Below are 21,535 nucleotides of genomic sequence, written 5' to 3'. Positions count from 1 at the left end.
AAGTATTAAATAAAAGGAGTTGAAGAAGTAGTTATTCTTTCGGATTTTCTTCTTCGTTTTGGATTTCTTCGTTGCCTTTTCCTAATCGTTCAATGATCGCTTTTTCCTCTGCAGTAGAAACAAACCCCGATTCAATATCCCAATAATCAGTAAAAAAAGAGGTCTTTTTATTGATAAGCGATTTGCCTTTGAAAATATTTTTTTCGCCATATTCAAAGGTTTTTTTATTGAAATCGGTAATTACCATGTGATTTTTGACTTCTATTCTTCGTTCTTTATTTTTATACTTTTTTTCAAAACCAATTACTTCTTTAGAATTGGCTAAATAATAGTAATTTCCTTCTTGTCTGAATGTATTTTTAAATTCTAATTTATATACTTTTCTCGAAGCAAACATGCTTTCTTTATATGTTTGAAGTCGATCTGGAGTCACATACGAACTAACTTCTATTATCAACTTTTTATTGCTATCATACACCACCATAAAATCAGACAAAATTCCTTTGGATTCGGACAATGGGACAATTTTAATCACCAAATAATCTTCATTTGAAGGATAGGTTTTTACTGAAAAATCATAAATTTTCCTAGCTCGCGAATCAAGAACTTCTTCAAGATATTTGAATTGGTAATAATTTTCGATGATGTTATTTAAATCATAACCCAAAACGTCAGCATCGATATCTCCATCTAAAACACCAATAGCCCGATTTTGTTCGACTAAAATGTCGGTTTTTATATTCTTATCATTTCCTAAAATTTGAAAATTAATAAGTCCATCGTTAAAAAAAATAATTTCATTATCACGTTTATAAAATTCGTGCAAATAGACCTTTAAACTAATCGGAATGGTAATTTTAGCTTTAGAATTTTCAATAATCCGTTTTAAAATTTCTTGTGGATGATCTTTAGTGATGATATATTCTTCTAATTGCTGCGTATTAGGCTCCATATACACCACATTTTCTTTTTTATTTAAAGTCGAAAATTTTACAATTAAAGTTTTATAGGAAGAATGTACCAATTCTAAATCAGAAGATCGAGTTAGACTAATTATTGCCTTTCCTTCTTTGTTAGTTAAAAAACCTTGTCGTGTTCTGATGGCTGTAATTGTAACCTCATCAATAGGTAAATCGGTATCAAAATCTTTCACAATTATCGTAAATTCGAGATTTTGCGAAAAGACTACAGAAGTAAAAAACCATAATAAAAAAGTAAGTTTTTTTATCATAAATTACCGATTATCAACCAAATATAACGAAAATCTAATTATAAAACACTCATTTAAAAAAGTTTTAAAACCTTGGCATAACAAAAAAGAGAACTTTCAAAATGAAAATTCTCTTTTTAACTATCCTCTTTTAGACAGTTACTCGTTATGTAAAAACGATTGTCTATTTAATAATGTTTCTTCACTTTCTACATGATTATCATCAGGAACACAACAATCAACAGGACAAACAGCAGCACATTGAGGTTCTTCATGAAAGCCTTTACATTCTGTACATTTACCTGGAACAATATAATAAATATCGTCTGAAATTGGTGTTTGAGCGGCATCAGCATCCACTTCAGTTCCATCAGGTAAAATTAATTTTCCGCTTAATTTTGTACCATCTTTCCATCTCCAATCATCAGCTCCTTCATAAATTGCTGTATTTGGACATTCCGGTTCGCAAGCCCCGCAGTTGATACATTCGTCTGTTATTATAATTGCCATCTTTATAATTGTATTTAGAAATTAGAATTCAGAAAAACGTGATATTCTAATATTATGATTAATTTTGCGCTACAAAAATACAATGTAAACCAAACATAAACAAGTTACAAATGTTACAAAGTGAAATTAAATCGAGTTTTGTTGAATTAGGGAATTTCTTACGTCAATTTTCTGAAGAAGGAAACGTTAAATCGGCTTCGGTTTTACAAAACGATTTGTTCTTTGATCACTTTGTTAATTTAATTGAACTTTCACAATCGCACAATGGTTGGTTTACACCTGAACACGTTTTGTTTAGTATACAATCTTGGGCTAAAGCCTTAACCGAAGACAACCTAAATCATTGGCTTTCTAGCTACGATTTCTCGAAAATTGAACCTAAAAAAGTAGGATTGGTTTTAGCAGGAAATATTCCTTTAGTTGGTTTTCATGATTTTCTTTCAGTATTGATTTCAGGTCATGATGTGTTAGTAAAAACCTCATCCAATGATCAACATTTATTAAAATTTTTAGCAAAATATTTAATTTCAATTCAACCTGAACTTAACTCAAAAATAACGTTTGTTGAAGGAAAATTAGAAGGTTTTGATGCTGTAATTGCCACAGGAAGCAACAACACAGCGCGATATTTTGAGTATTATTTCAAAGACAAACCAAGTATTATTCGTAAAAACAGAAATTCAGTTGCGGTTTTAGATGGTACTGAAACTTTTGAAGATCTAGTTGGTTTAGGCGAAGATATATTTAGATATTTTGGGTTAGGATGTCGCAATGTTTCCAAACTTTTTGTTCCAAAAGGATACAATTTTGAAAATTTCTTTAAAGCGATGTACGAATATCGTGATGTGATTAAATATGAAAAATATGCGAACAATTACGATTACAACAAAGCGGTTTTCTTGATGAGTAATTTCCAATTATTGGATAACGAGTTTTTAACAATTAAAGAAGATACGAGTTACGCCTCACCTATTTCATCAGTTTTTTATGAATTCTATGAAAATTTAGAAGAAATCACAAATCGATTGAATGCTGATGCGGAACAAATTCAATGCGTGGTCTCGAAAAACTTAATTCCAAATTCGGTTACTTTTGGGCAAACGCAACAACCAAGACTTTGGGATTATGCAGATAATGTGGATACTTTGGCGTTTTTAAATAATTTGTAGTATGAAAATTTCGAAAATCATCAAAATTCAAAAAGAGAAAGAAATACACAAACACGAACCCAATTTTAATTTGGAAGCGAAAGTGAATTCAAATCGAAAAACTTTAAAAAAGAAGAAATAAAATTGCGAAAACGTTTTTGTTAATAACATCTCATAATTATTGTAGCATTTAGACCTATTTTTTATTTAAGAATTCCGAAATTTGACCTTTAAATAAATAACTACAACTACAATGAAAAAACACAACTACAGTGCAGGTCCATGTATACTTCCACAACAAGTATTCGAAAAATCAGCACAAGCTATTTTAGATTTTAACAACTCAGGATTATCTATTTTAGAAATTTCACACCGCAGTAAAGATTTCGTAGCTGTTATGGAAGAAGCTAGAGCTTTAGTTTTAGAGCTTTTAAACTTAGAAGGCAAAGGATACGAAGTATTATTTTTAGGCGGTGGTGCCAGTTTAGAATTTTTAATGGTGCCTTACAACTTAATGAAAGTTGACGGAAAAGCCGCTTATTTAGATACTGGAACTTGGGCAAGTGGCGCTATTAAAGAAGCCAAACATTTTGGAGAAACCGTAGTTGTAGCTTCATCAAAACCAGAAAATTACAATCATATTCCAAAAGGATATACTATTCCATCTGATGCAGATTATTTTCACTGCACTAGTAACAATACTATTTTTGGAACCCAAATGAAATCGTTTCCTGAAGTAAATATCCCTTTAGTTTGTGATATGAGTTCAGATATTTTTTCTCGCGTATTAGATTTTTCAAAATTTGATTTAATCTATGCTGGAGCTCAAAAAAATATGGGACCAGCTGGTGCAACATTAGTAGTTGTTAAAAAAGAAATCTTAGGAAAAACTGGAAGAACCATTCCAAGTATGTTAGATTACCAACAACACATCGACAAAGAAAGTATGTACAATACGCCTCCAGTATTTCCTATTTATGCGTCACTTTTAACGTTGCAATGGTTGAAAAAATTAGGCGGAATTGCGGCTATTGAAAAAATCAACGAAGCAAAAGCAAACCTACTTTACACTGAAATCGATAGAAACCCATTATTCAAAGGTGCAGCAGTCAAAGAAGACAGAAGTAACATGAATGTAACTTTCTTATTGAATGATGAAGCACATCAGGAAAAATTTGATACTATGTGGAAAGCAGCTGGTATTTCAGGTTTACCTGGTCACCGTTCAGTTGGTGGTTATCGTGCGTCTATGTATAATGCATTGCCAATTGAGAGCGTTCAAGTTTTGGTTGATGTAATGCAAGAATTGGAGAAAGTGGTTTAACTATGAATTTTAATTTCAAAGAAGATTATATTTTAGAAAATGATGTAGTGCGATTGCAACCACTACAAGCAACTGATTATGAAGAATTAGTTAAGTTTTCTATTAATGAACCTGAACTTTGGAGTTTTAATGCAAATGGACCAGATAATCCAGAAAATTTAAAAAAATACATTGATAAAGCATTAATACAAAAGGAAAAACAATTGGAATATCCTTTTGTAGTTTTTGATAAGGTGAAAAATCAAATAGCGGGAAGTACTCGTTTTTACAATATAAATTTAGAGGCAAAGCATTTAGAAATTGGTTTTACTTGGTACGGAAAAGAATTTCAGGGAACTTCTTTAAACAAAAACTGTAAATTTTTACTTTTAGAATTTGCTTTCGAAAAAATGCAATTAGAACGAGTTGGATTTAGAGCCAATAATTTAAATGTAAGAAGTATTAATGCAATGAAAAGCATTGGTTGTTTCCAAGAAGGTATTATGAGAAATTTTAGTACCGATGCAAAAGGAGAACGAATTGATGCAATCGTATTAAGTATTATTAAAAATGAATGGTTTTCAAAAATAAAAGAAAATTTAAAAAACAAATTATAATTAATTTGAGGATGATATTGTTTCCTTCCTCACAATGACAAAAAAAATGAAAGTTTTAGCAAACGACGGAATTTCAAAAAGTGGTATCAAAGCTTTAGAAAAAGGAGGTTTTGAAGTAATTACTACGAAAGTGGCTCAAGAACAAGTTGCCAACTATATCAACACAAACGATGTAAAAGTAATATTAGTCCGTAGTGCAACAAAAGTTCGTAAAGATATTATTGATGCTTGTCCAGGATTAAAAATCATTGGTCGTGGTGGCGTCGGAATGGATAACATTGATGTAGCATACGCACGTGAAAAAGGTTTACATGTTATCAATACGCCAGCTTCTTCATCTGAAAGTGTGGCTGAATTGGTTTTTGCTCATTTATTTACAGGTGTTCGTTTTTTACATGATGCCAACAGAAATATGCCTTTAGAAGGCGATACCAACTTTGACGGATTGAAAAAAGCTTATGCTAACGGAATTGAACTTCGCGGTAAAACATTAGGAATTATTGGTTTTGGTCGAATTGGACAAGCCGCTGCAAAAATGGCATTAGGATTAGGAATGAAAGTTATTGCTGCTGATAAATATGTTAACGAAGCGGTTATCAGAGTAGATTTCTACAACGGACAATTCATCAATGTTGAAATCGTTACGGAATCATTAGAAGATGTTATCAAACATTCTGATTTTATTACTTTACACGTTCCAGCACAAGATGGTTATGTAATTGATAAAGAAGAATTTCAGTTAATGAAAGAAAATGTAGGAATCGTAAATTGTGCTCGTGGTGGTGTAATTAATGAAGTAGCTTTAATTGAAGCTTTAGATGAAGGAAAAGTTTTATTTGCTGGTTTAGATGTTTTTGAAAACGAACCAAATCCAGAAATTCAAATTTTAATGCACCCAAAAATTTCATTAACTCCTCACATTGGAGCCGCTACTGAAGAAGCACAAGATAGAATTGGCACAGAACTTGCAGAGCAGATTATCAGTTTATTGAAAAATAACTAAAATTTTATTATCTTTAACTGAACTAAAAACTAAAAAAACATGTTTGATCAACTCTCAGAATTAGTAAAACAATTTGGTGGCGAAGCTGTCGTAAACAATCCAGCAGTGCCTAATGAACAAAATGACGCTGTAATGCAAGAAGCCGGAGGTTCTATCCTTTCAGGTTTACAAGATATGGTAGCTAGTGGAAACATTAGCGATTTAACAGGAATGTTAAGTGGTAAAACGCCAATTGATGGTAACAACCCAGTAGTTCAACAATTAACAGAAAAAGTAACTGGAAATTTAGGTGAAAAATTTGGTTTATCATCTGATGCAGCAGGAAGCGTAGCTGGTGGATTAATTCCGCAAATTTTAGGTGGATTAGTTAACAAAGCAAAAGATCCTAACCAGCCAGGTTTTAACATGAGCGACTTAGTAAGTGCTATTTCTGGAGGTCAAGGCGGTGGCTTAATGGATGCTGTTTCTAAATATGGTGGTCAATTTGGTTTAGATCAAAATAATGATGGGAAAGTTGATATGAGTGATGCAATGTCTGCCGTTACAAAAAAAGGTGGATTAGGTGGTTTACTTGGAAAACTTTTTGGTAAATAAAATTTCTTTATAAATATTTTAAAGCATCGACCTATGTCGGTGCTTTTTTTTATCTTTATATCCTCTAAATAACAAAAGATATGAAATCAATTGTTACTTCATTTTTTGTAGCCTTTTTTATGCTCATGGCTTGTAATTCATCAAAAACTCAAAAAACTTTTGAAGACAAACCAAAACTAGAAAGCGATACAATTCGTATATCAAACGAAGAAATTGAATACGATGTTATTATTATTGATGGTGGATTTACTTCTTGGTTTAATAGTTATGCCAGACCAAGAAATTATTATTCGCAATCTTATTTAGAGGCAAGAAATAGAATTTGGGTATTAGAATGGAACAGAAGAGCCATGTTACCTTCTCAATACAATCCAAATTTATATGAAATGACAATTAATTACCAAACTGGAATTGATTATGGGTTTGAAGTAAATTATATGATTTATAATTACTTGGTCTATTTTCAACTTACAAATAAACAACAATTAGGTGGTTTTGTACCGAGAATATAATTTATGAAGAAACTTAAAGAACGCTGGAATGTAACATCAAACTGGCAATTAACGATTATTTTTATAGTATTTGCTATTACAGGTTTTAGTTCATTGCAATTAGCAAAACCTTTTTTAAATTTAATAGGAATTCCTGAAACTTTTCAACCTCACTGGTTATATAGAATTCTACGATTAGTATTAATCTTTCCTATTTATCAAGTTTTATTAGTTCTTATTGGACTTATTTTTGGTCAATTTAATTTTTTCTGGGAGTTTGAAAAGAAAATGCTCGACCGAATGAAATTAGGTTTTATTGGAAAATACATAGATTCGAAATTAAAAAAGGAGCAATAAACTCCTTTTTTTATTCTTGTCCACGTCCGCCTTTTATTACATACGTATAAAACCAAGTAATAGTAAACGTAGGGATTACATCTACAAACGGAAGTAATTCTTCTATTAAACCAAAAACACCTGCTAATTTACCTGCGGTTCCTTTAAACATAAAAATGAGTAGTATTGCAGAAATAGGAGCCCAAAAAACATCCGTTATTTCCCCAAAGACTGGAACTAAATATGTCAACATACCTATAGCATCAAATAACAAACTCAAAATCAGCATAGAGCTTTTGTTATTTTTTAACGGAGGTGTATTGGAAGAAATTGGCTCTTGTATCATGTTTTATATCTTGTAAATTCCCTTACGAATATACAAAACAAATGCCACTTTTTAAATCTATTCTTTATGAATCATTTTATAAAAATCGTCACGGAATTCTTTCTGATTGAAAATACCACCATACTGCAAAGTTGAAGTATAACTACTTTCGTCTTTAATACCACGACTTGATACACACAAATGAGTAGCTTCCATAACTACAATAACACTATCCGTTTCTAGCACCGTTTTTAGCTCGTTGAAAATTTGCATAATCATACGTTCTTGCACTTGTGGACGTTTCGCAAAGTAATCTACAATACGATTCAGTTTGGATAAACCAATTACTTTTCCAGAAGAAACGTAACCAATATGCGCTTTTCCAACAATAGGTAAAAAATGATGCTCGCAAGTTGAATTGAAACTGATATTTGCCTCTACCAACATTTTATCATATTGATACGAATTATCAAAAACCGAAATCTTTGGCTTATTCGCAGGATTCAATCCTGAAAATATTTCTTGAACAAACATTTTTGCCACGCGATGCGGTGTTCCTTGCAAACTGTCATCAGTTAAGTCCAAACCTAACTCTTTCATAATAATTTCAAAATGGTGTTCAATAACTTCCATTTTTTGAGCGTCAGATCGTACAAAAGCATCTGGTCGTAACGGTGTTTCTACAGATGTCATTTGATGATTGTCACCGATAATGTCGAATATTTCTTTTTCAATAGTAGTGTTCATAGCAATTTTTCCCTTCTATTTTAATTTCGATTTATAATACTTGCGCAATTTTTCTAATTTCGGTGCAATCACCATTTGACAATAGCCTTGACTTGAATTTTGATTGTAATAATTCTGGTGATACTCTTCTGCATTATAAAACACACTAGCAGAAGACACTTTCGTTACAATCTTTTTATCATATAATTTTTCTTTTGCTAACAACTGAATGTAGTTTTCTGCTTTCGTTTTTTGAGATTCCGAATGATAGAAAATTTCACTTCTATATTGTGTTCCCACATCAGCACCCTGACGATTTAGAGTGGTTGGGTCGTGTGTTGCGAAGAAAACTTCTAATAAATCTTCATATGCCACTTCATTCGGATTAAATGTAATCTGAATCGCTTCTGCATGACCTGTTTCTCCCGTACAAATATCCTTGTAAGTTGGGTTGATAGTTTTCCCTCCAATATATCCTGAAACTACTTTCTCTACTCCTTTTATTTCTAGGAAAACCGCTTCTGTACACCAAAAACAGCCTCCAGCAAATGTTGCAACTTCCATACCTTCTTTGACTTTTACATTAAATGGTTCTTTAAACTCTTCTTTTACTATTGGTTTTTCTTTAGCGGTACATGAACCAAAAACCAAAATCAAAACTAACGACAACCCTTTTAAACTATTTCTCATAAATTACATTCGTTTATTTTGTTTAACAAATTTATAAAAAAATTAAACATAAATACTATTTTAACTAAACTTTATTATTTGAGATACGTGAATAGTTTTAGAATAGTTTTTTTATTCGGTGAAAATCTTTGTTTCTTTGTAGAAATGTTCCATTATGATTACGGCAAAAAATCTAAATAAATATTACGATTCGCTTCATGTTTTAAAAGGAGTGGATTTACACATAAAGAAAGGTGAAATCGTTTCTATTGTTGGTGCTTCGGGTGCTGGAAAAACGACTTTACTTCAAATTTTAGGTACTTTAGATTTACCTGCAAAACAAAACGATACCGTTTTAGAAATCAATGGAGCATCTGTTTTGAATTTAAAAGACAAAGAACTTTCTAAATTTAGAAACCAACATTTAGGATTCATTTTTCAGTTTCACCAATTGTTACCTGAATTTACTGCATTAGAAAATGTTTGTATTCCTGGATTTATAGCCAATCGCGATAAAAAAGAAGTGGAAACCGAAGCCAAACGTTTATTATCTTATTTAGGTTTAGCCGAAAGAACACATCACAAGCCAAGCGAACTTTCAGGTGGTGAACAACAACGTGTTGCGGTTGCGAGAGCTTTAATTAACAAACCAGCCGTTATTTTTGCCGATGAACCTTCAGGAAATTTAGACACACATACAGCCGAAAATCTACACGAATTGTTCTTTAAATTGCGTGATGAATTTGGTCAAACCTTTGTAATTGTGACTCACAATGAAGAATTAGCCAACATGGCAGATAGAAAATTGACGATGGTAGATGGGAATATTGTAAGTTCTTAAAATGACACAATCCGAGTTAAAAGAATTTCTAGACGAAAAAGTCGAGTTGTACAACAATCCAAATTTCATTGAAAGTGATCCAATTCAGATTCCGCATTTGTATTCGTTGAAAGAAGATATTGAAATTGCAGGCTTTTTGGCGGCAACTATTGCTTGGGGAAATCGCAAAATGATTATCAACAATGCGAAGAAAATGATGGATTTAATGGGAAATTCACCTTACGATTTTGTCATGAATCATTCGGAAACACAATTAGAATCGTTAGAAAATTTCGTTCATCGTACTTTTAATGGAAAAGACTTTGTAGGATTCGTTAAAGGTTTACAACATATTTACCAAAATCATAACGGATTAGAAGCGGTTTTTTCGAAAGAAAACCCAACGATGCAACACACCATTTCCGAGTTTAAACAATTGTTTTTTGAAGCGCCTCATTTAGCTCGAACTGAAAAACACATTTCCGACCCGTTAAATGGTTCGGCAGCGAAACGCATTAATATGTATTTGCGTTGGATGATTCGTAAAGATAACAAAGGTGTCGATTTAGGAATTTGGAACAGCATCTCTCCTGCTCTACTATCTTGTCCATTGGATGTACATTCGGGAAATGTGGCAAGGAAATTAGAATTGCTAACACGCAAACAAAACGATGCTAAAGCTTTAGCTGAATTGGACAAAAATTTAAGAAAGTTAGATTCGAGAGACCCAGTCAAATACGATTTTGCTTTATTTGGACTAGGCGTTTTTGAAGGGTTTTAAAACAAAAAACCCTGCCGAAACAGGATTCTTGTGGAGAAGATGGGGCTCGAACCCACGACCTCTTGACTGCCAGTCAAGCACTCTAGCCAACTGAGCTACATCCCCAAAATTTTCACGAATATAGCTTTTTTAAACACATAAGTTTCTTTTTGATTCGATAAAAAATTGAAGTAGTTTTACATTTCTAAACTAAAACCATGCACGCAGATTATATTATCGACCAAAATTTCTCTGATATTACTTATGCAGAAAGCGATGTAAAATACAAAGAATACGAAAATTGCACATTTACTAATTGCGATTTCAGAGCTTGTTCGTTTATTGCGGTTACGTTTATCGATTGCAATTTTATCGATTGTAATTTTAGAGGTACGAAGATTAACCATGTGTCTTTGCGTGATGTTTGGTTTACGAAATGCGATTTTACTTCGGTGAATTTTGCTATGACGGATCAAATTTTATACGAGTTTCATTTTAAAGACAGCTTACTTGATTATGCACAATTTTACAGTTTGAAACTAAAGAAAATGCAATTCATCAATTGCAGCATGATTGCAGTTGATTTTATGGAAAGTGATTTATCGGAAGCCATGTTTGACAATTGCAATTTAAGACATGCTGTTTTCATAGGCACAACAGCTCACAAAACCGATTTTTCAACGAGTTATGATTTCATCATTGACCCAGAAAAAAACAAACTAAAACGGGCTGTTTTTTCTACTGGAAATTTGTCTGGATTGTTGAAGAAATACGATTTGGTGATTAAATAATAAAAACTCCTGATTAATCTCAGGAGTTTTTTTATTCCTAAAACCCCAACAAACACAAGTATTACAAAATATTTATTTAAAATAACTAAATTTTTATTGTTTTTCAATAAATATTTATTAACATTTGCATCATCAACTTTTAATATTTACTTCTATGGAAATTAAAATTAGTGCACAACAGATGCTAAATGTATTGTATGTATTGGCTTGGATCATTTTTATTGGACTTGGTATTGATGCAGGTGGATTTCTCGTAAACACCTTTTTTACTTTGTTTATTAATCCAATAGGTTCATCTTACTTTTGGAACCATATCGATTTGTCTTCGTTGTATCAATTTAACCAAAGTCATTTTGTCACATTAACTTCATTAATGAGTATTGTGGCTGTTTTAAAAGCCATACTATTTTATTTGATTATCAAGATTATTCACGATAAAAAACTAAACTTGGCCCAACCCTTTAATAAAGATGTCAATCGTTTTATTTTTAGCGTGGCTTATTTAACATTAGGAATTGCCTTTTTTGCGATTTGGGGAACCAATTTTTCAGAAAAAATGGTACAACAAGGGGTTTCAATTCCTTCTATTCAGCATTTAAAAATTGCGGGTGGCGATGTTTGGTTGTTTATGGGAATTACGCTTTTGGTGATTGCCCAAATATTCAAACGCGGTATTGAACTTCAAGAAGAAAACGACTTAACCGTATAACGTATGGCAATAGTAGTAAACTTAGATGTGATGATGGCAAAGCGCAAAATGTCGCTCAACGAACTTTCGGAAAAAGTAGACATTACCTTAGCCAATTTGTCCATCTTAAAAACAGGAAAAGCTAAAGCAGTACGTTTTAGTACGCTGGAATCCATTTGTAAAGTCTTAGATTGTCAGCCAGGTGATATTTTGGAATATGTAGCCGACTAAAGTTTGATTATTGATTGTTCTATTTACACTGAATTTCATTTGCTTTACATATCTTTACAACCCATTTGAAACTGTGTTTAGAAGGTTGCTATAAAACCAATTAATACCGATTCAGAATAAAAACAACAATTTATGGCAGTTCAAATTTGTTCTTGTGAAGGTTTAGATCCAAAATGCAAAAAGTGCTTTGGAAGCGGTTATATGAATAACCAATTTCCAGAAGAAACTGTAAAAACAACTCCTAAAAAAGGAATTGTAAAACAAGAATCTTTTCTTCCAGAGAATTTAAATTCATTATCAAGAAAAGAAATTGAAAATATAGTTCCTAGAATTATAGATACCTTGGATTTAAAATCGAAGAAGCAAATGCAAATTCTTCACTCAATTCCATTTAACACAACCACTTTCAGAAGAGATTTTAAAGAGAAATTTGCACACTTACAAAAAATAGAAGATGAAAAACAAGCATTAAGAAATGAACTTGACGTAATTTCTAACGCATTAACTACTACAAAATACTTAGTAACATTCAAATATGGTCATTTTTTATCTGAAAAAGTTATGGATGTAACTTCTAACCGAGAGCTTAAAACTTTAATTAGAGCATACAAAAAACTAAAACAATAAAAATCAAAAAATCCCGAGTTCATACTCGGGATTTTTATTGTTTATAAGATTGGGCTTAAACAAATGTTGTGTTTTATAATTTGTAAGAATTTTTTAATATTTTTACCTTAATTATCCAACCTATCGCTAATTGGTGATTATCAGATTAAATAAAACAAACATTTAAATTTAACTATGAAAAAATTATTATTTGTTACGGGATTTTTTTTATTACTATTATCTACTAGCTGTTCTAATGATAGTGATAGCAGTAATAATCCTCCTGGAATAGTAAATACTGATCCTAATTGTACCCAAATCGTCAATATTCCTGATGCTAATTTTAAGGCTAAACTTATTGCAGGTGGTTATGGTGTTTGTGTCACTTTAGATGGGCATACAGTTATAGATGTAAATGGAGATGGTGAAATCCAAGTTTGCGAAGCTGAAAATGTTGGTAGTTTAACAATTGATCAATCAAATATAAATTCAATCGAAGGAATTCTTCAGTTCAGGAATATTCAGACACTTTCAGTTAAATATAACAATATCTCTCAACCACTTGATTTAACAAGTCTAAGACGACTTGTGAATGTAATGCTGACAGATAACGAAATACCTTCACTTAATGTGACAGGTTTGAGTCGTTTAGAATACCTCGCATGTGATGGAAATAATTTACAAACTCTTAATGTTGGATCACTTGGATCGCTTAAAACACTTTTATGTCAATTTAATCAAATCACAAACCTGAATATTCAAGGTGCTAATAAACTTGAAAATTTAAGAATTTACCAAAACAATATTTCGACATTGAATGTCAGACATCTTGCAAATCTTAAGCAACTCTATGCACAAGATAACACATTAACAAATTTAAATCTTAGTACACTTACAAATCTTCAGGATGTTAATTGTTCTACAAATAACTTGCAATCGTTAGATGCCACAGGATGTAATCGCCTTAGGGATCTTGAATGCGGGCAAAACAATCTGCAAGAACTTAAGCTTTCTGGTTGTACAAATCTCACGAATTTGCGATGCAATATCAATAATCTGGCATCTCTTACTTTCACTGGACTTAACAATTTAAGCTATGCGGACTGCAGCGGGAACCGCTTCGTTTCACTTGACATTAGAGATTGCGTGAATATGAGTTATTTCAATGTCAGTTTTAACCCCAACCTTCAATCACTCATTGTTAAAAATGGAAGTGCTGCTTCTCAAGGAATAAATATTTACCAGTGTTCATCCCTTATGACAATATGCTGTGATCCTGTTGAACAATCTGAAATCATGTCTGATATACAAACATTTGGATATAATTGTACAGTGGAGACAAATTGCTTTTAAGTCGATTAAGAAACTAAAGTAAAAAAATGTTGATTGCTTACAAAAAGGTTTTGTTGAAGAATTCAAGCGAACCAAAATTAGGTACTAACGCTAATCGTGGTTTTACAAAATTTAAGCGTGAGTGCTTAATTGATGGATCTTTTGTATATTTGGTTTCAGACCAAATGGAAAGGTTTTGAAACATTATTCAAAGCTACAAAACGTTAAAACAAAACCCTAAAAAAACTGTTTATGGCTACTCGCCATTTTTAAAGTATAAACAAAAAAAATCCCGAGTTCACACTCGGGATTTTTTTTCTTATAAAGAAATATTATTTCAAACCAGCTAAACTTTGCTCAATCATGGCGATTTTTGCTAAAGCGTCGGCTTCTTTTTTGCGTTCGTTTGCAATTACTTGCTCAGGCGCGCCGGCTACGAATTTTTCGTTAGACAATTTCCCTTGCACCGAGCGTAAGAATCCTTTTGTGTAGTTTAACTCTTCAGTTAATTTAGCTATTTCTGCTTCTACATCAATGTTTCCTGTAATTGGAATAAAATATTCATTCGATTTTACACGATACGATAACGCACCATCAACTTTATCTGAAACGTATTCTAAAGTCGTAACATTTCCTAACTTCTGAATCACCGAATCAAAATACGTTGACGCTTTCTCGTTGTTCACTACTTTTAATTCCATCGCATCTTTAAACGGAATGTTTTTATCTTTACGAATCGTTCTAATTCCAGAAATAACTTCGGTAGCAAAATCAAAATCAGCAATTAATTTTGCATCATACGATTTAGCTTTTGGCCACTCACCTACTATTAACGCTTGTTCTGGTGTTCTTTCGGCAATATGGTGCCAAATTTCCTCTGTTAAAAACGGCATGAACGGATGTAACAATTTCAAGTTAGCTTCTAACATTTCAATTGCTTTGTCAAACGTAGCGCGGTCGATTGGTTGTTGGTAACCTGGTTTTATCATTTCTAAAAACCACGAACAAAAATCGTCCCAAACCAATTTGTAAATCGCCATTAACGCATCTGATAATCTGTATTTATCAAAATTATCTTCGATTTCGACTAAGGTTTGTTGCAACTTCGCTTCATACCATTCAATGGCTACTTTTGAAGCTTCTGGTTGTGCAATATCCGCTACTTCCCAACCTTTGATTAGTTTGAAAGCATTCCAAATTTTATTAGAGAAACCTTTACCTTGGTTGCATAATTCTTCGTCGAATAAAATATCATTTCCTGCCGAAGCGCTCAATAACAATCCCACACGAACACCATCAGCACCAAATTTCTCAATTAGTCCAAGAGGTTCAGGTGAATTTCCTAATGATTTTGACATTTTACGACCTTGCTTGTCGCGAACTAATCCCGTTAAATATACATTTGAAAATGGTTTTTCTCCAGCATATTCATAACCTGCAATAATCATACGCGCTACCCAGAAAAATAAAATATCTGGACCCGTAACTAAATCATTTGTTGGATAATAATATTTAAAATCTTCATTTTCTGGATTTAAAACACCTCCAAAAACAGCCATTGGCCATAACCATGAAGAGAACCAAGTGTCTAATGCATCCGCGTCTTGTTTTAAGTCAGAAGCTTGAAGCTGTGCATTGCCTGTTCTTACTTTTGCAAGCTCAACTGCTTTTTCGATGTTTTCTGCTACTACGAAATCTTCTTTTCCATCGCCAAAATAGTAAGCTGGAATTTGTTGTCCCCACCACAATTGACGCGAAATATTCCAATCGCGAATGTTGTTTAACCAATGCGCATATGTATTGTTAAAACGACTTGGATATAATTTGATTTCGTCTGATTCTAAAACCGCTTTGATAGCAGGTTTTACTAATTCTTCCATACTTAAGAACCATTGATCTGATAATCTTGGTTCGATTACAGCTTTGGTTCTTTCAGAAGTTCCTACTTTATTTAAATGTGTTTCGGTTTTTGCTAACGCTCCGATAGTTTCTAACTCTTTCGAAATCTCTTCACGAACTACAAATCGGTCTTTTCCTTGATAATGCAATCCGAAAGAATTCAAAGAAGCATCTTCGTTGAAAATATCGATGATTTCTAAATTATGTTTATCTCCTAAAGTTTTATCGTTAGTATCGTGAGCAGGCGTTACTTTTAAACAACCAGTACCAAATTCAACATCAACATATTCATCTTCGATGATAGGAATAACTCTACCGCAAATAGGTACGATTGCTTTTTTCCCTTTTAAATGTGAAAAACGTTCGTCATTTGGATTGATACAAATTGCAGTATCTCCAAAAATAGTTTCAGGACGTGTTGTAGCAACAGTTAAGAAATCTTCTGAACCTTCAATTTTATATTTGATGAAATATAATTTTCCTTGACGTTCTTCAAAGATTACTTCTTCATCAGATAATGTAGTTTTAGCTTCTGGATCCCAGTTTACCATTCGGTAACCGCGATAAATCAAACCTTTGTTGTATAAATCTACAAATGAGTGAATTACTGAAGCTGACATGTCGTCATCCATCGTAAACTTGGTACGACTCCAATCACAAGAACATCCTAATTGTTTTAATTGCTCTAAGATGGTTCCGCCGTATTTATCGGTCCATTCCCAAGCGTGTTTTAGAAATTCTTCACGCGTTAAATCGTTTTTATTGATACCTTCTTCTTTTAACTTCGCTACTACTTTAGCTTCGGTTGCAATAGAGGCATGGTCAGTTCCTGGTACCCAACAAGCGTTGAACCCTTTTAAACGCGCACGACGAATTAATACATCTTGAATGGTGTTATTCAACATGTGTCCCATGTGTAATACTCCCGTTACGTTTGGTGGCGGAATTACAATGGTGTACGGCGTTCTGTGGTCGGGTTTGGATGTAAAATAATCATTTTTCATCCAGTAGTCGTACCACTTTTGTTCTACTTCTTTAGCGTTGAATTGTGCAGGAATCATTATATTTTTTTCTTGTTTAATTGTTGAATCGTTGAACAGCTTGACTGTTCGTTTTAACATTCCAAAATTTACTTTGGTATGTTTTTTGTATTAGTAACTGCAAAAGTAACTATATCACGAAAATAAAAAAAATGTTAGGAGTAGTTTGTTGGTTGCTTTTATTTAATTAATTTTACAACAACCTATTAATTTATAAGATGATGAAAAAATTACTTGTTTATTTAACTGTATTAGTTGGAATGACTTCGTTTGCCCAATCGGGTGCAAAAATTGAATTCAAAGAAGAAACTATCAACTATGGCGAGGTAGAAAAAGGAAAAGATGATGGAATAAGAATTTTCGAATTTACGAATACTGGTGACCAACCTTTAAATATTATTAATGCCAAATCAAGTTGTGGATGCACTGTTCCTGAATGGCCAAAAGAACCAATTGTTCCTGGCGGAAAAGGTCAAATTAAAGTTCAATATAACATGAATCCTGGACCTATTAGCAAAACAATTACAATTGAAACTAATGCCATAAATAAACCAAATGGTATGGTTCCGTTAAGAATTAAAGGAACAGTAATTGTTAAGGAAGAAGTTAGTCCTCTTGTTAAAAAGAAATCATTTCCAAATTCATAAATAAAAAGTCCCAATTAAATTGGGACTTTTTTTATAAGATTTTTTCGAGTTGGAATTTAACTGTAAATCGAATTCCTGCCCTATCCACTATCATTGTTATCCATTTACCTTCTTCAGATTGGAATAAATCAGTAATACTTTGAATTGAAAGTTGCGAAGCTAATTTATTATTAATTTTCAGTATTTTATCTCCAACTAACAGACCTGCTTTTTCTCCAGGAGAATTTTTTCGAATGGCGTAAATTTGAAAAATAGGTTTTAATTCATAATTATAATTGTAGCGTTTACTAGAATCTTCAAAAACAAATTCATCCATATTAACTTGGCCAATTCCGCCTTCTTTTCGAACGGCTTCTTTAACCCATTGCAATCCGGAATGTTGTATTTCTATACCCGACATATTATATTCAAATGGCGTGTTAAATTGTGTATTCTTTTTAAAATAAAATCGCTTATTCTCATAATCTAAAAACCAATTAAATCTTTTTATAATATCTCCACCAAGAGAGCCGTTACGATCTTTTAACAAAGAAATCTGATTGAATGAAACACTATCTGGATATGAAACTAAAGCATCCTTTAAAACTAAATTATCTAATTTAATTTGTTCAATTCGTGAACGTTTGCCCAAAATTTCACCTGAAAGTCCAACCCCCAAAAGATCAACAAAAAAATGATTACTACTTTTCAAACTGTCATTTTCAAACAACCATAAACCATCGCCTAAACCAGTATCAAATAATAGTTTTACAACTTTTTCATTATCTTGTATAGAAATAGGCATTTGAACATAAGGTTTATTTTCATGAAATTCTACATCGAGAACATGATGTTTTTTTGTGCGAACATCATTTTGATGCAAATCATTTTTATGTAAAATAATCTGTTTTTTTTGGTAATTAATTTCAACAACTCCAGATTCAAAAAAACTACTTCCTATTATTCCGTTTATAGGTACTCCTAATTTATTAATGATACTAATATCTTGGCTCGGTATAAGTACAATTTCAAAATTAGTATCTTCATAGTCTTTAATTTTAATATGATTTTTTTTAGACAAATAAGCATCTAAAGATTCTCCTTTCCCCACACCTTTAATTTGAATCTTATCTGTATGACTCAACACTACAGAATCTTTCTCTGGAAAACTAAACAAAATATTCATTTCAGCTCCGGTATCGGCTATCATTTTTAAAGGAATACCATTAAAATTCACATCCACAATTATAAGATTATGAGTTAACTCAAATGGAATTTTAATTTTATCTTTTTTTGAATTCCAAATAAAATTAGACTGCGACTGAAGTGTTGCAACAGTCAAAAAGAAAAACACTATTAGGAAACAATTTCTCATTCTACAATTTATTACCTAAATGTAAGAAATTATCACAATAGATTTACATTTTTAACATTTTTTAATATTGATTATTATCCTTATAACAAAAAAAAATCGCAATTTTGTGCATCTTTAAAAAAACAGATCATGCCAAAAGTTTCCGTTAAAGGGCAACAAATGCCAGAATCACCAATTAGAAAATTGGTACCTTATGCAGAAATTGCTAAGAAAAAAGGACATAAAGTATATCATTTAAATATTGGGCAACCTGATATTAAAACTCCAGAAGTAGCTTTACAAGCAGTAAAAAATGCAGATATTACTGTATTAGAGTATAGTCATTCGGCAGGATTTGAAAGCTATAGATCAAAGCTTTCTCAATATTACAAGAATCATGGATTACCTATTGACACTCAAGATATAATTATCACAACGGGGGGATCAGAGGCCTTGCTTTTTGCAATGGGAAGTACTATGGATGCAGGTGATGAAATTATTATTCCAGAACCATTTTATGCTAACTATAATGGATTTTCGACTGCTTCAGGAGTGCATGTAGTCCCTGTTATTTCTGGAATTGAAACAGGATTTGCCTTACCTCCTATAGAAGCTTTTGAAAAATTAATCACTCCAAAAACAAAAGCCATTTTAATTTGTAATCCAGGTAATCCTACTGGTTATTTATATTCTCAAGAAGAAATTTTAAAATTAGCAGAAATAGTTAAGAAACATGATTTATTCTTAATTGCTGATGAAGTATATCGCGAATTCATTTATGATGGAGATAAGCATTTCTCTGTAATGAATGTACCTGGTTTAGAAGAACATGCTATCATGATTGATTCAGTTTCTAAGCGCTATAGCATGTGTGGAGCTAGAATTGGTTGTATAGTTTCAAAGAACAAAGATGTAATGGCAACTGCAATGAAATTTGCTCAAGCTCGTTTAAGTCCTCCTACATATGCTCAAATTGCAAGTGAGGCGGCATTAGAAACTCCACAAAGTTATTTTGATGATGTTATTTCAGAATACAAAGACCGTAGAGATACTTTAATTACTGAATTAAACAAGATTGAAGGCGTGAAAGTAGCTACTCCCAAAGGAGCATTTTATTGCATCGCTAAACTACCAATTGATAATGCAGATAAATTTGCTCAATGGTTATTAGAATCTTATGACTTAAATGGAGAAACTGTTATGGTAGCTCCAGCTGCCGGATTTTATTCAACACCAAATGTTGGTTTAGATGAAGTTCGTATTGCTTATGTATTGAAAAAAGACGATTTGATTAGATCTGTTCAAATATTAAAAGAAGCAATTACAGTTTATAATAAATTATAATCTTTATATAAGATAAAAAAAAGAGACCTTATAAGGTCTCTTTTTTTATAAAATCTTTATAATAAAAAAGGCGAAACATGGTTTCGCCTTTTTTATTTAAATCTCAACTATCGTATTAATGAGAAGTGTGCTTTAAATTGTTTTTTAACTCCATTCTCTAAATAATCAACGGTGAACCAGTAATCAGTTGAAGGAAGGTTTTCTAGGTTGTAAGTACCATCCCAAAACTCTTCACCTCGTAACTGTTTGATTAGTTTACCATATCTATCAAAGATGTAGATGTAATCTGTATCTTGTAAGCCTGCGATGAACCAACCATCGTTAATACCATCTCCATTTGGAGTGAAATATTGTGGATAGTTAATCACAAATACCGTTTGAACTAAATAAGTACATCCTTGTGTATCAATTACTGTTATCGTATGAGGTCCAGAACTTACATTCGTAAATACATTTGAAGACTGTAATGTTCCTTCGTCTAATGAATACATTAATGTACCGCTTCCACCTATTACATTTACAGTTAATGTAGCATTTCCACTAAAATATGCACTTTGCGTAACTGTAAAACTAGTGGCTGGTGTAGTAGCTGTTATGTTAGCACTAACGATCTCTGACACACAGTTTGTTGTAGTATTTGTCGCAATAACACTATACGTTCCAACTGTATTAGCAGTATAAGTTGCATTGTTTGAATTTGGAATCGCTACTCCATCTAAATACCATACAAAATCATAAGTCGCATTATCTAAGCCTGAATTCAACGTATACGTTTGGAAAGTAACTCCGAACTCATCCACACAAATTGCGCCATCAGTTAATACTGGTTTTGGTAATGGATTTACAATAACTCGAACTGTAATTGGTGCGCCTGTACATCCATCTAATGTCGGAGTAATAATATAATCTACATAACCTGCTACATTATCTACTGCAGTAGTTAATAATTGTTCAATTATTGTTGAACCTGTAGCTGTTCCTGATAATGCTCCATTAACACCAACTGCATTTACTGTCCAATTTAATATTGTATTTGCATTAAATGATGATACAACAATAAAAGTAGGATCCTCACCACTACATAATGGCGGATGATTTGGATCTGCAAACAA

Annotated in this window: 24 protein-coding genes and 1 tRNA gene; 16 read left to right on the top strand and 9 right to left on the bottom strand. The window is 32.2% G+C overall.

Annotation, left to right across the window (positions count from 1 at the left end; all coding sequences use genetic code 11):
- Nucleotides 1-31: 31 nt before the first annotated feature.
- Both OJ995_RS08280 and OJ995_RS08275 read right to left on the bottom strand, forming a co-directional pair.
- The gene (locus OJ995_RS08280; RefSeq protein WP_264368989.1) at nt 32-1,231 is read right to left on the bottom strand and encodes a hypothetical protein; all 1,200 of its coding nucleotides are present in this window, start codon (nt 1,229-1,231) and stop codon (nt 32-34) included.
- Between the two features lie 138 nt (nt 1,232-1,369).
- Entirely contained in the window at nt 1,370-1,720 is a 351-nt protein-coding gene (locus OJ995_RS08275; RefSeq protein WP_231836548.1) for a 4Fe-4S dicluster domain-containing protein, read from the bottom strand.
- 110 nt (nt 1,721-1,830) lie between these two features.
- Here OJ995_RS08275 and OJ995_RS08270 point away from each other — a divergent pair, with 110 nt between their 5' ends.
- The 7 genes from OJ995_RS08270 (at nt 1,831) to OJ995_RS08240 (ending at nt 7,233) form a co-directional block, all read left to right on the top strand.
- On the top strand, nt 1,831-2,889 hold the full coding sequence (locus OJ995_RS08270) for an acyl-CoA reductase (RefSeq protein WP_264368988.1): 1,059 nt from the start codon (nt 1,831-1,833) through the stop codon (nt 2,887-2,889).
- Nucleotides 2,890-3,121: 232 nt separating this feature from the next.
- Nucleotides 3,122-4,192 carry a 3-phosphoserine/phosphohydroxythreonine transaminase gene (gene serC, locus OJ995_RS08265; protein ID WP_264368987.1) on the top strand — a complete coding sequence of 357 codons (1,071 nt, stop codon included), beginning with the start codon at nt 3,122-3,124 and terminating at the stop codon, nt 4,190-4,192.
- 2 nt (nt 4,193-4,194) lie between these two features.
- A complete protein-coding gene (locus OJ995_RS08260) occupies nt 4,195-4,788 on the top strand; it encodes a GNAT family N-acetyltransferase (protein WP_264368986.1) in 594 nt (197 codons plus the stop codon).
- A 46-nt stretch (nt 4,789-4,834) separates the two neighbouring features.
- Nucleotides 4,835-5,791, top strand: a complete 957-nt coding sequence (locus OJ995_RS08255; RefSeq protein WP_264368985.1) for a D-2-hydroxyacid dehydrogenase — start codon at nt 4,835-4,837, stop codon at nt 5,789-5,791.
- Between the two features lie 39 nt (nt 5,792-5,830).
- Nucleotides 5,831-6,385, top strand: a complete 555-nt coding sequence (locus tag OJ995_RS08250) for a DUF937 domain-containing protein (protein WP_264368984.1) — start codon at nt 5,831-5,833, stop codon at nt 6,383-6,385.
- An 80-nt stretch (nt 6,386-6,465) separates the two neighbouring features.
- Nucleotides 6,466-6,897, top strand: a complete 432-nt coding sequence (locus OJ995_RS08245) for a DUF6146 family protein (protein ID WP_264368983.1) — start codon at nt 6,466-6,468, stop codon at nt 6,895-6,897.
- Nucleotides 6,898-6,900: 3 nt separating this feature from the next.
- Nucleotides 6,901-7,233, top strand: coding sequence for a DUF6787 family protein (locus OJ995_RS08240; RefSeq protein WP_264368982.1), 333 nt, complete (start codon nt 6,901-6,903; stop codon nt 7,231-7,233).
- A 10-nt stretch (nt 7,234-7,243) separates the two neighbouring features.
- Here OJ995_RS08240 and OJ995_RS08235 read toward each other — a convergent pair whose 3' ends face one another.
- The 3 genes from OJ995_RS08235 to msrA are packed head-to-tail and all read right to left on the bottom strand — an operon-like array spanning nt 7,244 to nt 8,827.
- Nucleotides 7,244-7,558 (bottom strand): hypothetical protein, encoded by a 315-nt coding sequence (locus OJ995_RS08235; protein ID WP_264368981.1) that lies wholly within the window; start codon nt 7,556-7,558, stop codon nt 7,244-7,246.
- 57 nt (nt 7,559-7,615) lie between these two features.
- Nucleotides 7,616-8,284 (bottom strand): GTP cyclohydrolase I FolE, encoded by a 669-nt coding sequence (gene folE / locus OJ995_RS08230; protein ID WP_264368980.1) that lies wholly within the window; start codon nt 8,282-8,284, stop codon nt 7,616-7,618.
- A gap of 15 nt (nt 8,285-8,299) precedes the next feature.
- On the bottom strand, nt 8,300-8,827 hold the full coding sequence (gene msrA, locus OJ995_RS08225; RefSeq protein ID WP_264369169.1) for a peptide-methionine (S)-S-oxide reductase MsrA: 528 nt from the start codon (nt 8,825-8,827) through the stop codon (nt 8,300-8,302).
- Nucleotides 8,828-9,107: 280 nt separating this feature from the next.
- Here msrA and OJ995_RS08220 point away from each other — a divergent pair, with 280 nt between their 5' ends.
- Together OJ995_RS08220 and OJ995_RS08215 are read left to right on the top strand one after the other, a co-directional pair.
- On the top strand, nt 9,108-9,773 hold the full coding sequence (locus OJ995_RS08220) for an ABC transporter ATP-binding protein (protein ID WP_264368979.1): 666 nt from the start codon (nt 9,108-9,110) through the stop codon (nt 9,771-9,773).
- 1 nt (nt 9,774) lies between these two features.
- Nucleotides 9,775-10,533 (top strand): TIGR02757 family protein, encoded by a 759-nt coding sequence (locus OJ995_RS08215; RefSeq protein ID WP_264368978.1) that lies wholly within the window; start codon nt 9,775-9,777, stop codon nt 10,531-10,533.
- A gap of 31 nt (nt 10,534-10,564) precedes the next feature.
- Here OJ995_RS08215 and OJ995_RS08210 read toward each other — a convergent pair.
- Nucleotides 10,565-10,638 (bottom strand) — tRNA-Ala (locus OJ995_RS08210).
- Nucleotides 10,639-10,730: 92 nt separating this feature from the next.
- On the opposite strand from OJ995_RS08210, the gene OJ995_RS08205 reads away from it, so the two are divergent.
- The 5 genes from OJ995_RS08205 to OJ995_RS08185 all read left to right on the top strand — a co-directional run bounded on the left by OJ995_RS08205 (nt 10,731) and on the right by OJ995_RS08185 (nt 14,181).
- Nucleotides 10,731-11,303, top strand: coding sequence for a pentapeptide repeat-containing protein (locus OJ995_RS08205; RefSeq protein WP_133607932.1), 573 nt, complete (start codon nt 10,731-10,733; stop codon nt 11,301-11,303).
- Between the two features lie 154 nt (nt 11,304-11,457).
- Nucleotides 11,458-12,012, top strand: coding sequence for a DUF2975 domain-containing protein (locus OJ995_RS08200; protein WP_264368977.1), 555 nt, complete (start codon nt 11,458-11,460; stop codon nt 12,010-12,012).
- Between the two features lie 3 nt (nt 12,013-12,015).
- Nucleotides 12,016-12,222, top strand: coding sequence for a helix-turn-helix domain-containing protein (locus tag OJ995_RS08195; protein ID WP_264368976.1), 207 nt, complete (start codon nt 12,016-12,018; stop codon nt 12,220-12,222).
- Between the two features lie 132 nt (nt 12,223-12,354).
- The gene (locus OJ995_RS08190; RefSeq protein WP_264368975.1) at nt 12,355-12,849 is read left to right on the top strand and encodes a hypothetical protein; all 495 of its coding nucleotides are present in this window, start codon (nt 12,355-12,357) and stop codon (nt 12,847-12,849) included.
- A gap of 174 nt (nt 12,850-13,023) precedes the next feature.
- Entirely contained in the window at nt 13,024-14,181 is a 1,158-nt protein-coding gene (locus OJ995_RS08185; protein WP_264368974.1) for a leucine-rich repeat domain-containing protein, read from the top strand.
- 311 nt (nt 14,182-14,492) lie between these two features.
- On the opposite strand, the gene OJ995_RS08180 is transcribed toward OJ995_RS08185, so the two are convergent.
- Nucleotides 14,493-17,123 carry a valine--tRNA ligase gene (locus tag OJ995_RS08180; protein WP_264369168.1) on the bottom strand — a complete coding sequence of 877 codons (2,631 nt, stop codon included), beginning with the start codon at nt 17,121-17,123 and terminating at the stop codon, nt 14,493-14,495.
- A 197-nt stretch (nt 17,124-17,320) separates the two neighbouring features.
- Between OJ995_RS08180 and OJ995_RS08175 the strand changes: the two genes are divergently transcribed.
- The gene (locus tag OJ995_RS08175) at nt 17,321-17,746 is read left to right on the top strand and encodes a DUF1573 domain-containing protein (RefSeq protein WP_264368973.1); all 426 of its coding nucleotides are present in this window, start codon (nt 17,321-17,323) and stop codon (nt 17,744-17,746) included.
- A gap of 31 nt (nt 17,747-17,777) precedes the next feature.
- Here the strand turns inward: OJ995_RS08175 and OJ995_RS08170 are convergent, their stop codons facing one another.
- Complete coding sequence (locus OJ995_RS08170; protein ID WP_264368972.1) at nt 17,778-19,100, bottom strand: aspartyl protease family protein; 1,323 nt, start codon at nt 19,098-19,100, stop codon at nt 17,778-17,780.
- A 129-nt stretch (nt 19,101-19,229) separates the two neighbouring features.
- Between OJ995_RS08170 and OJ995_RS08165 the strand changes: the two genes are divergently transcribed.
- Complete coding sequence (locus OJ995_RS08165) at nt 19,230-20,423, top strand: pyridoxal phosphate-dependent aminotransferase (RefSeq protein WP_264368971.1); 1,194 nt, start codon at nt 19,230-19,232, stop codon at nt 20,421-20,423.
- Nucleotides 20,424-20,530: 107 nt separating this feature from the next.
- Here the strand turns inward: OJ995_RS08165 and OJ995_RS08160 are convergent.
- Nucleotides 20,531-21,535: T9SS type B sorting domain-containing protein (locus tag OJ995_RS08160; RefSeq protein ID WP_264368970.1), on the bottom strand; the 1,005-nt coding region annotated here is incomplete at its 5' end.

The organism is Flavobacterium lacisediminis, assembly GCF_025909975.1.
Taxonomy (GTDB): domain Bacteria; phylum Bacteroidota; class Bacteroidia; order Flavobacteriales; family Flavobacteriaceae; genus Flavobacterium; species Flavobacterium lacisediminis.
This window is presented reverse-complemented; position numbering and strand designations above follow the sequence as displayed.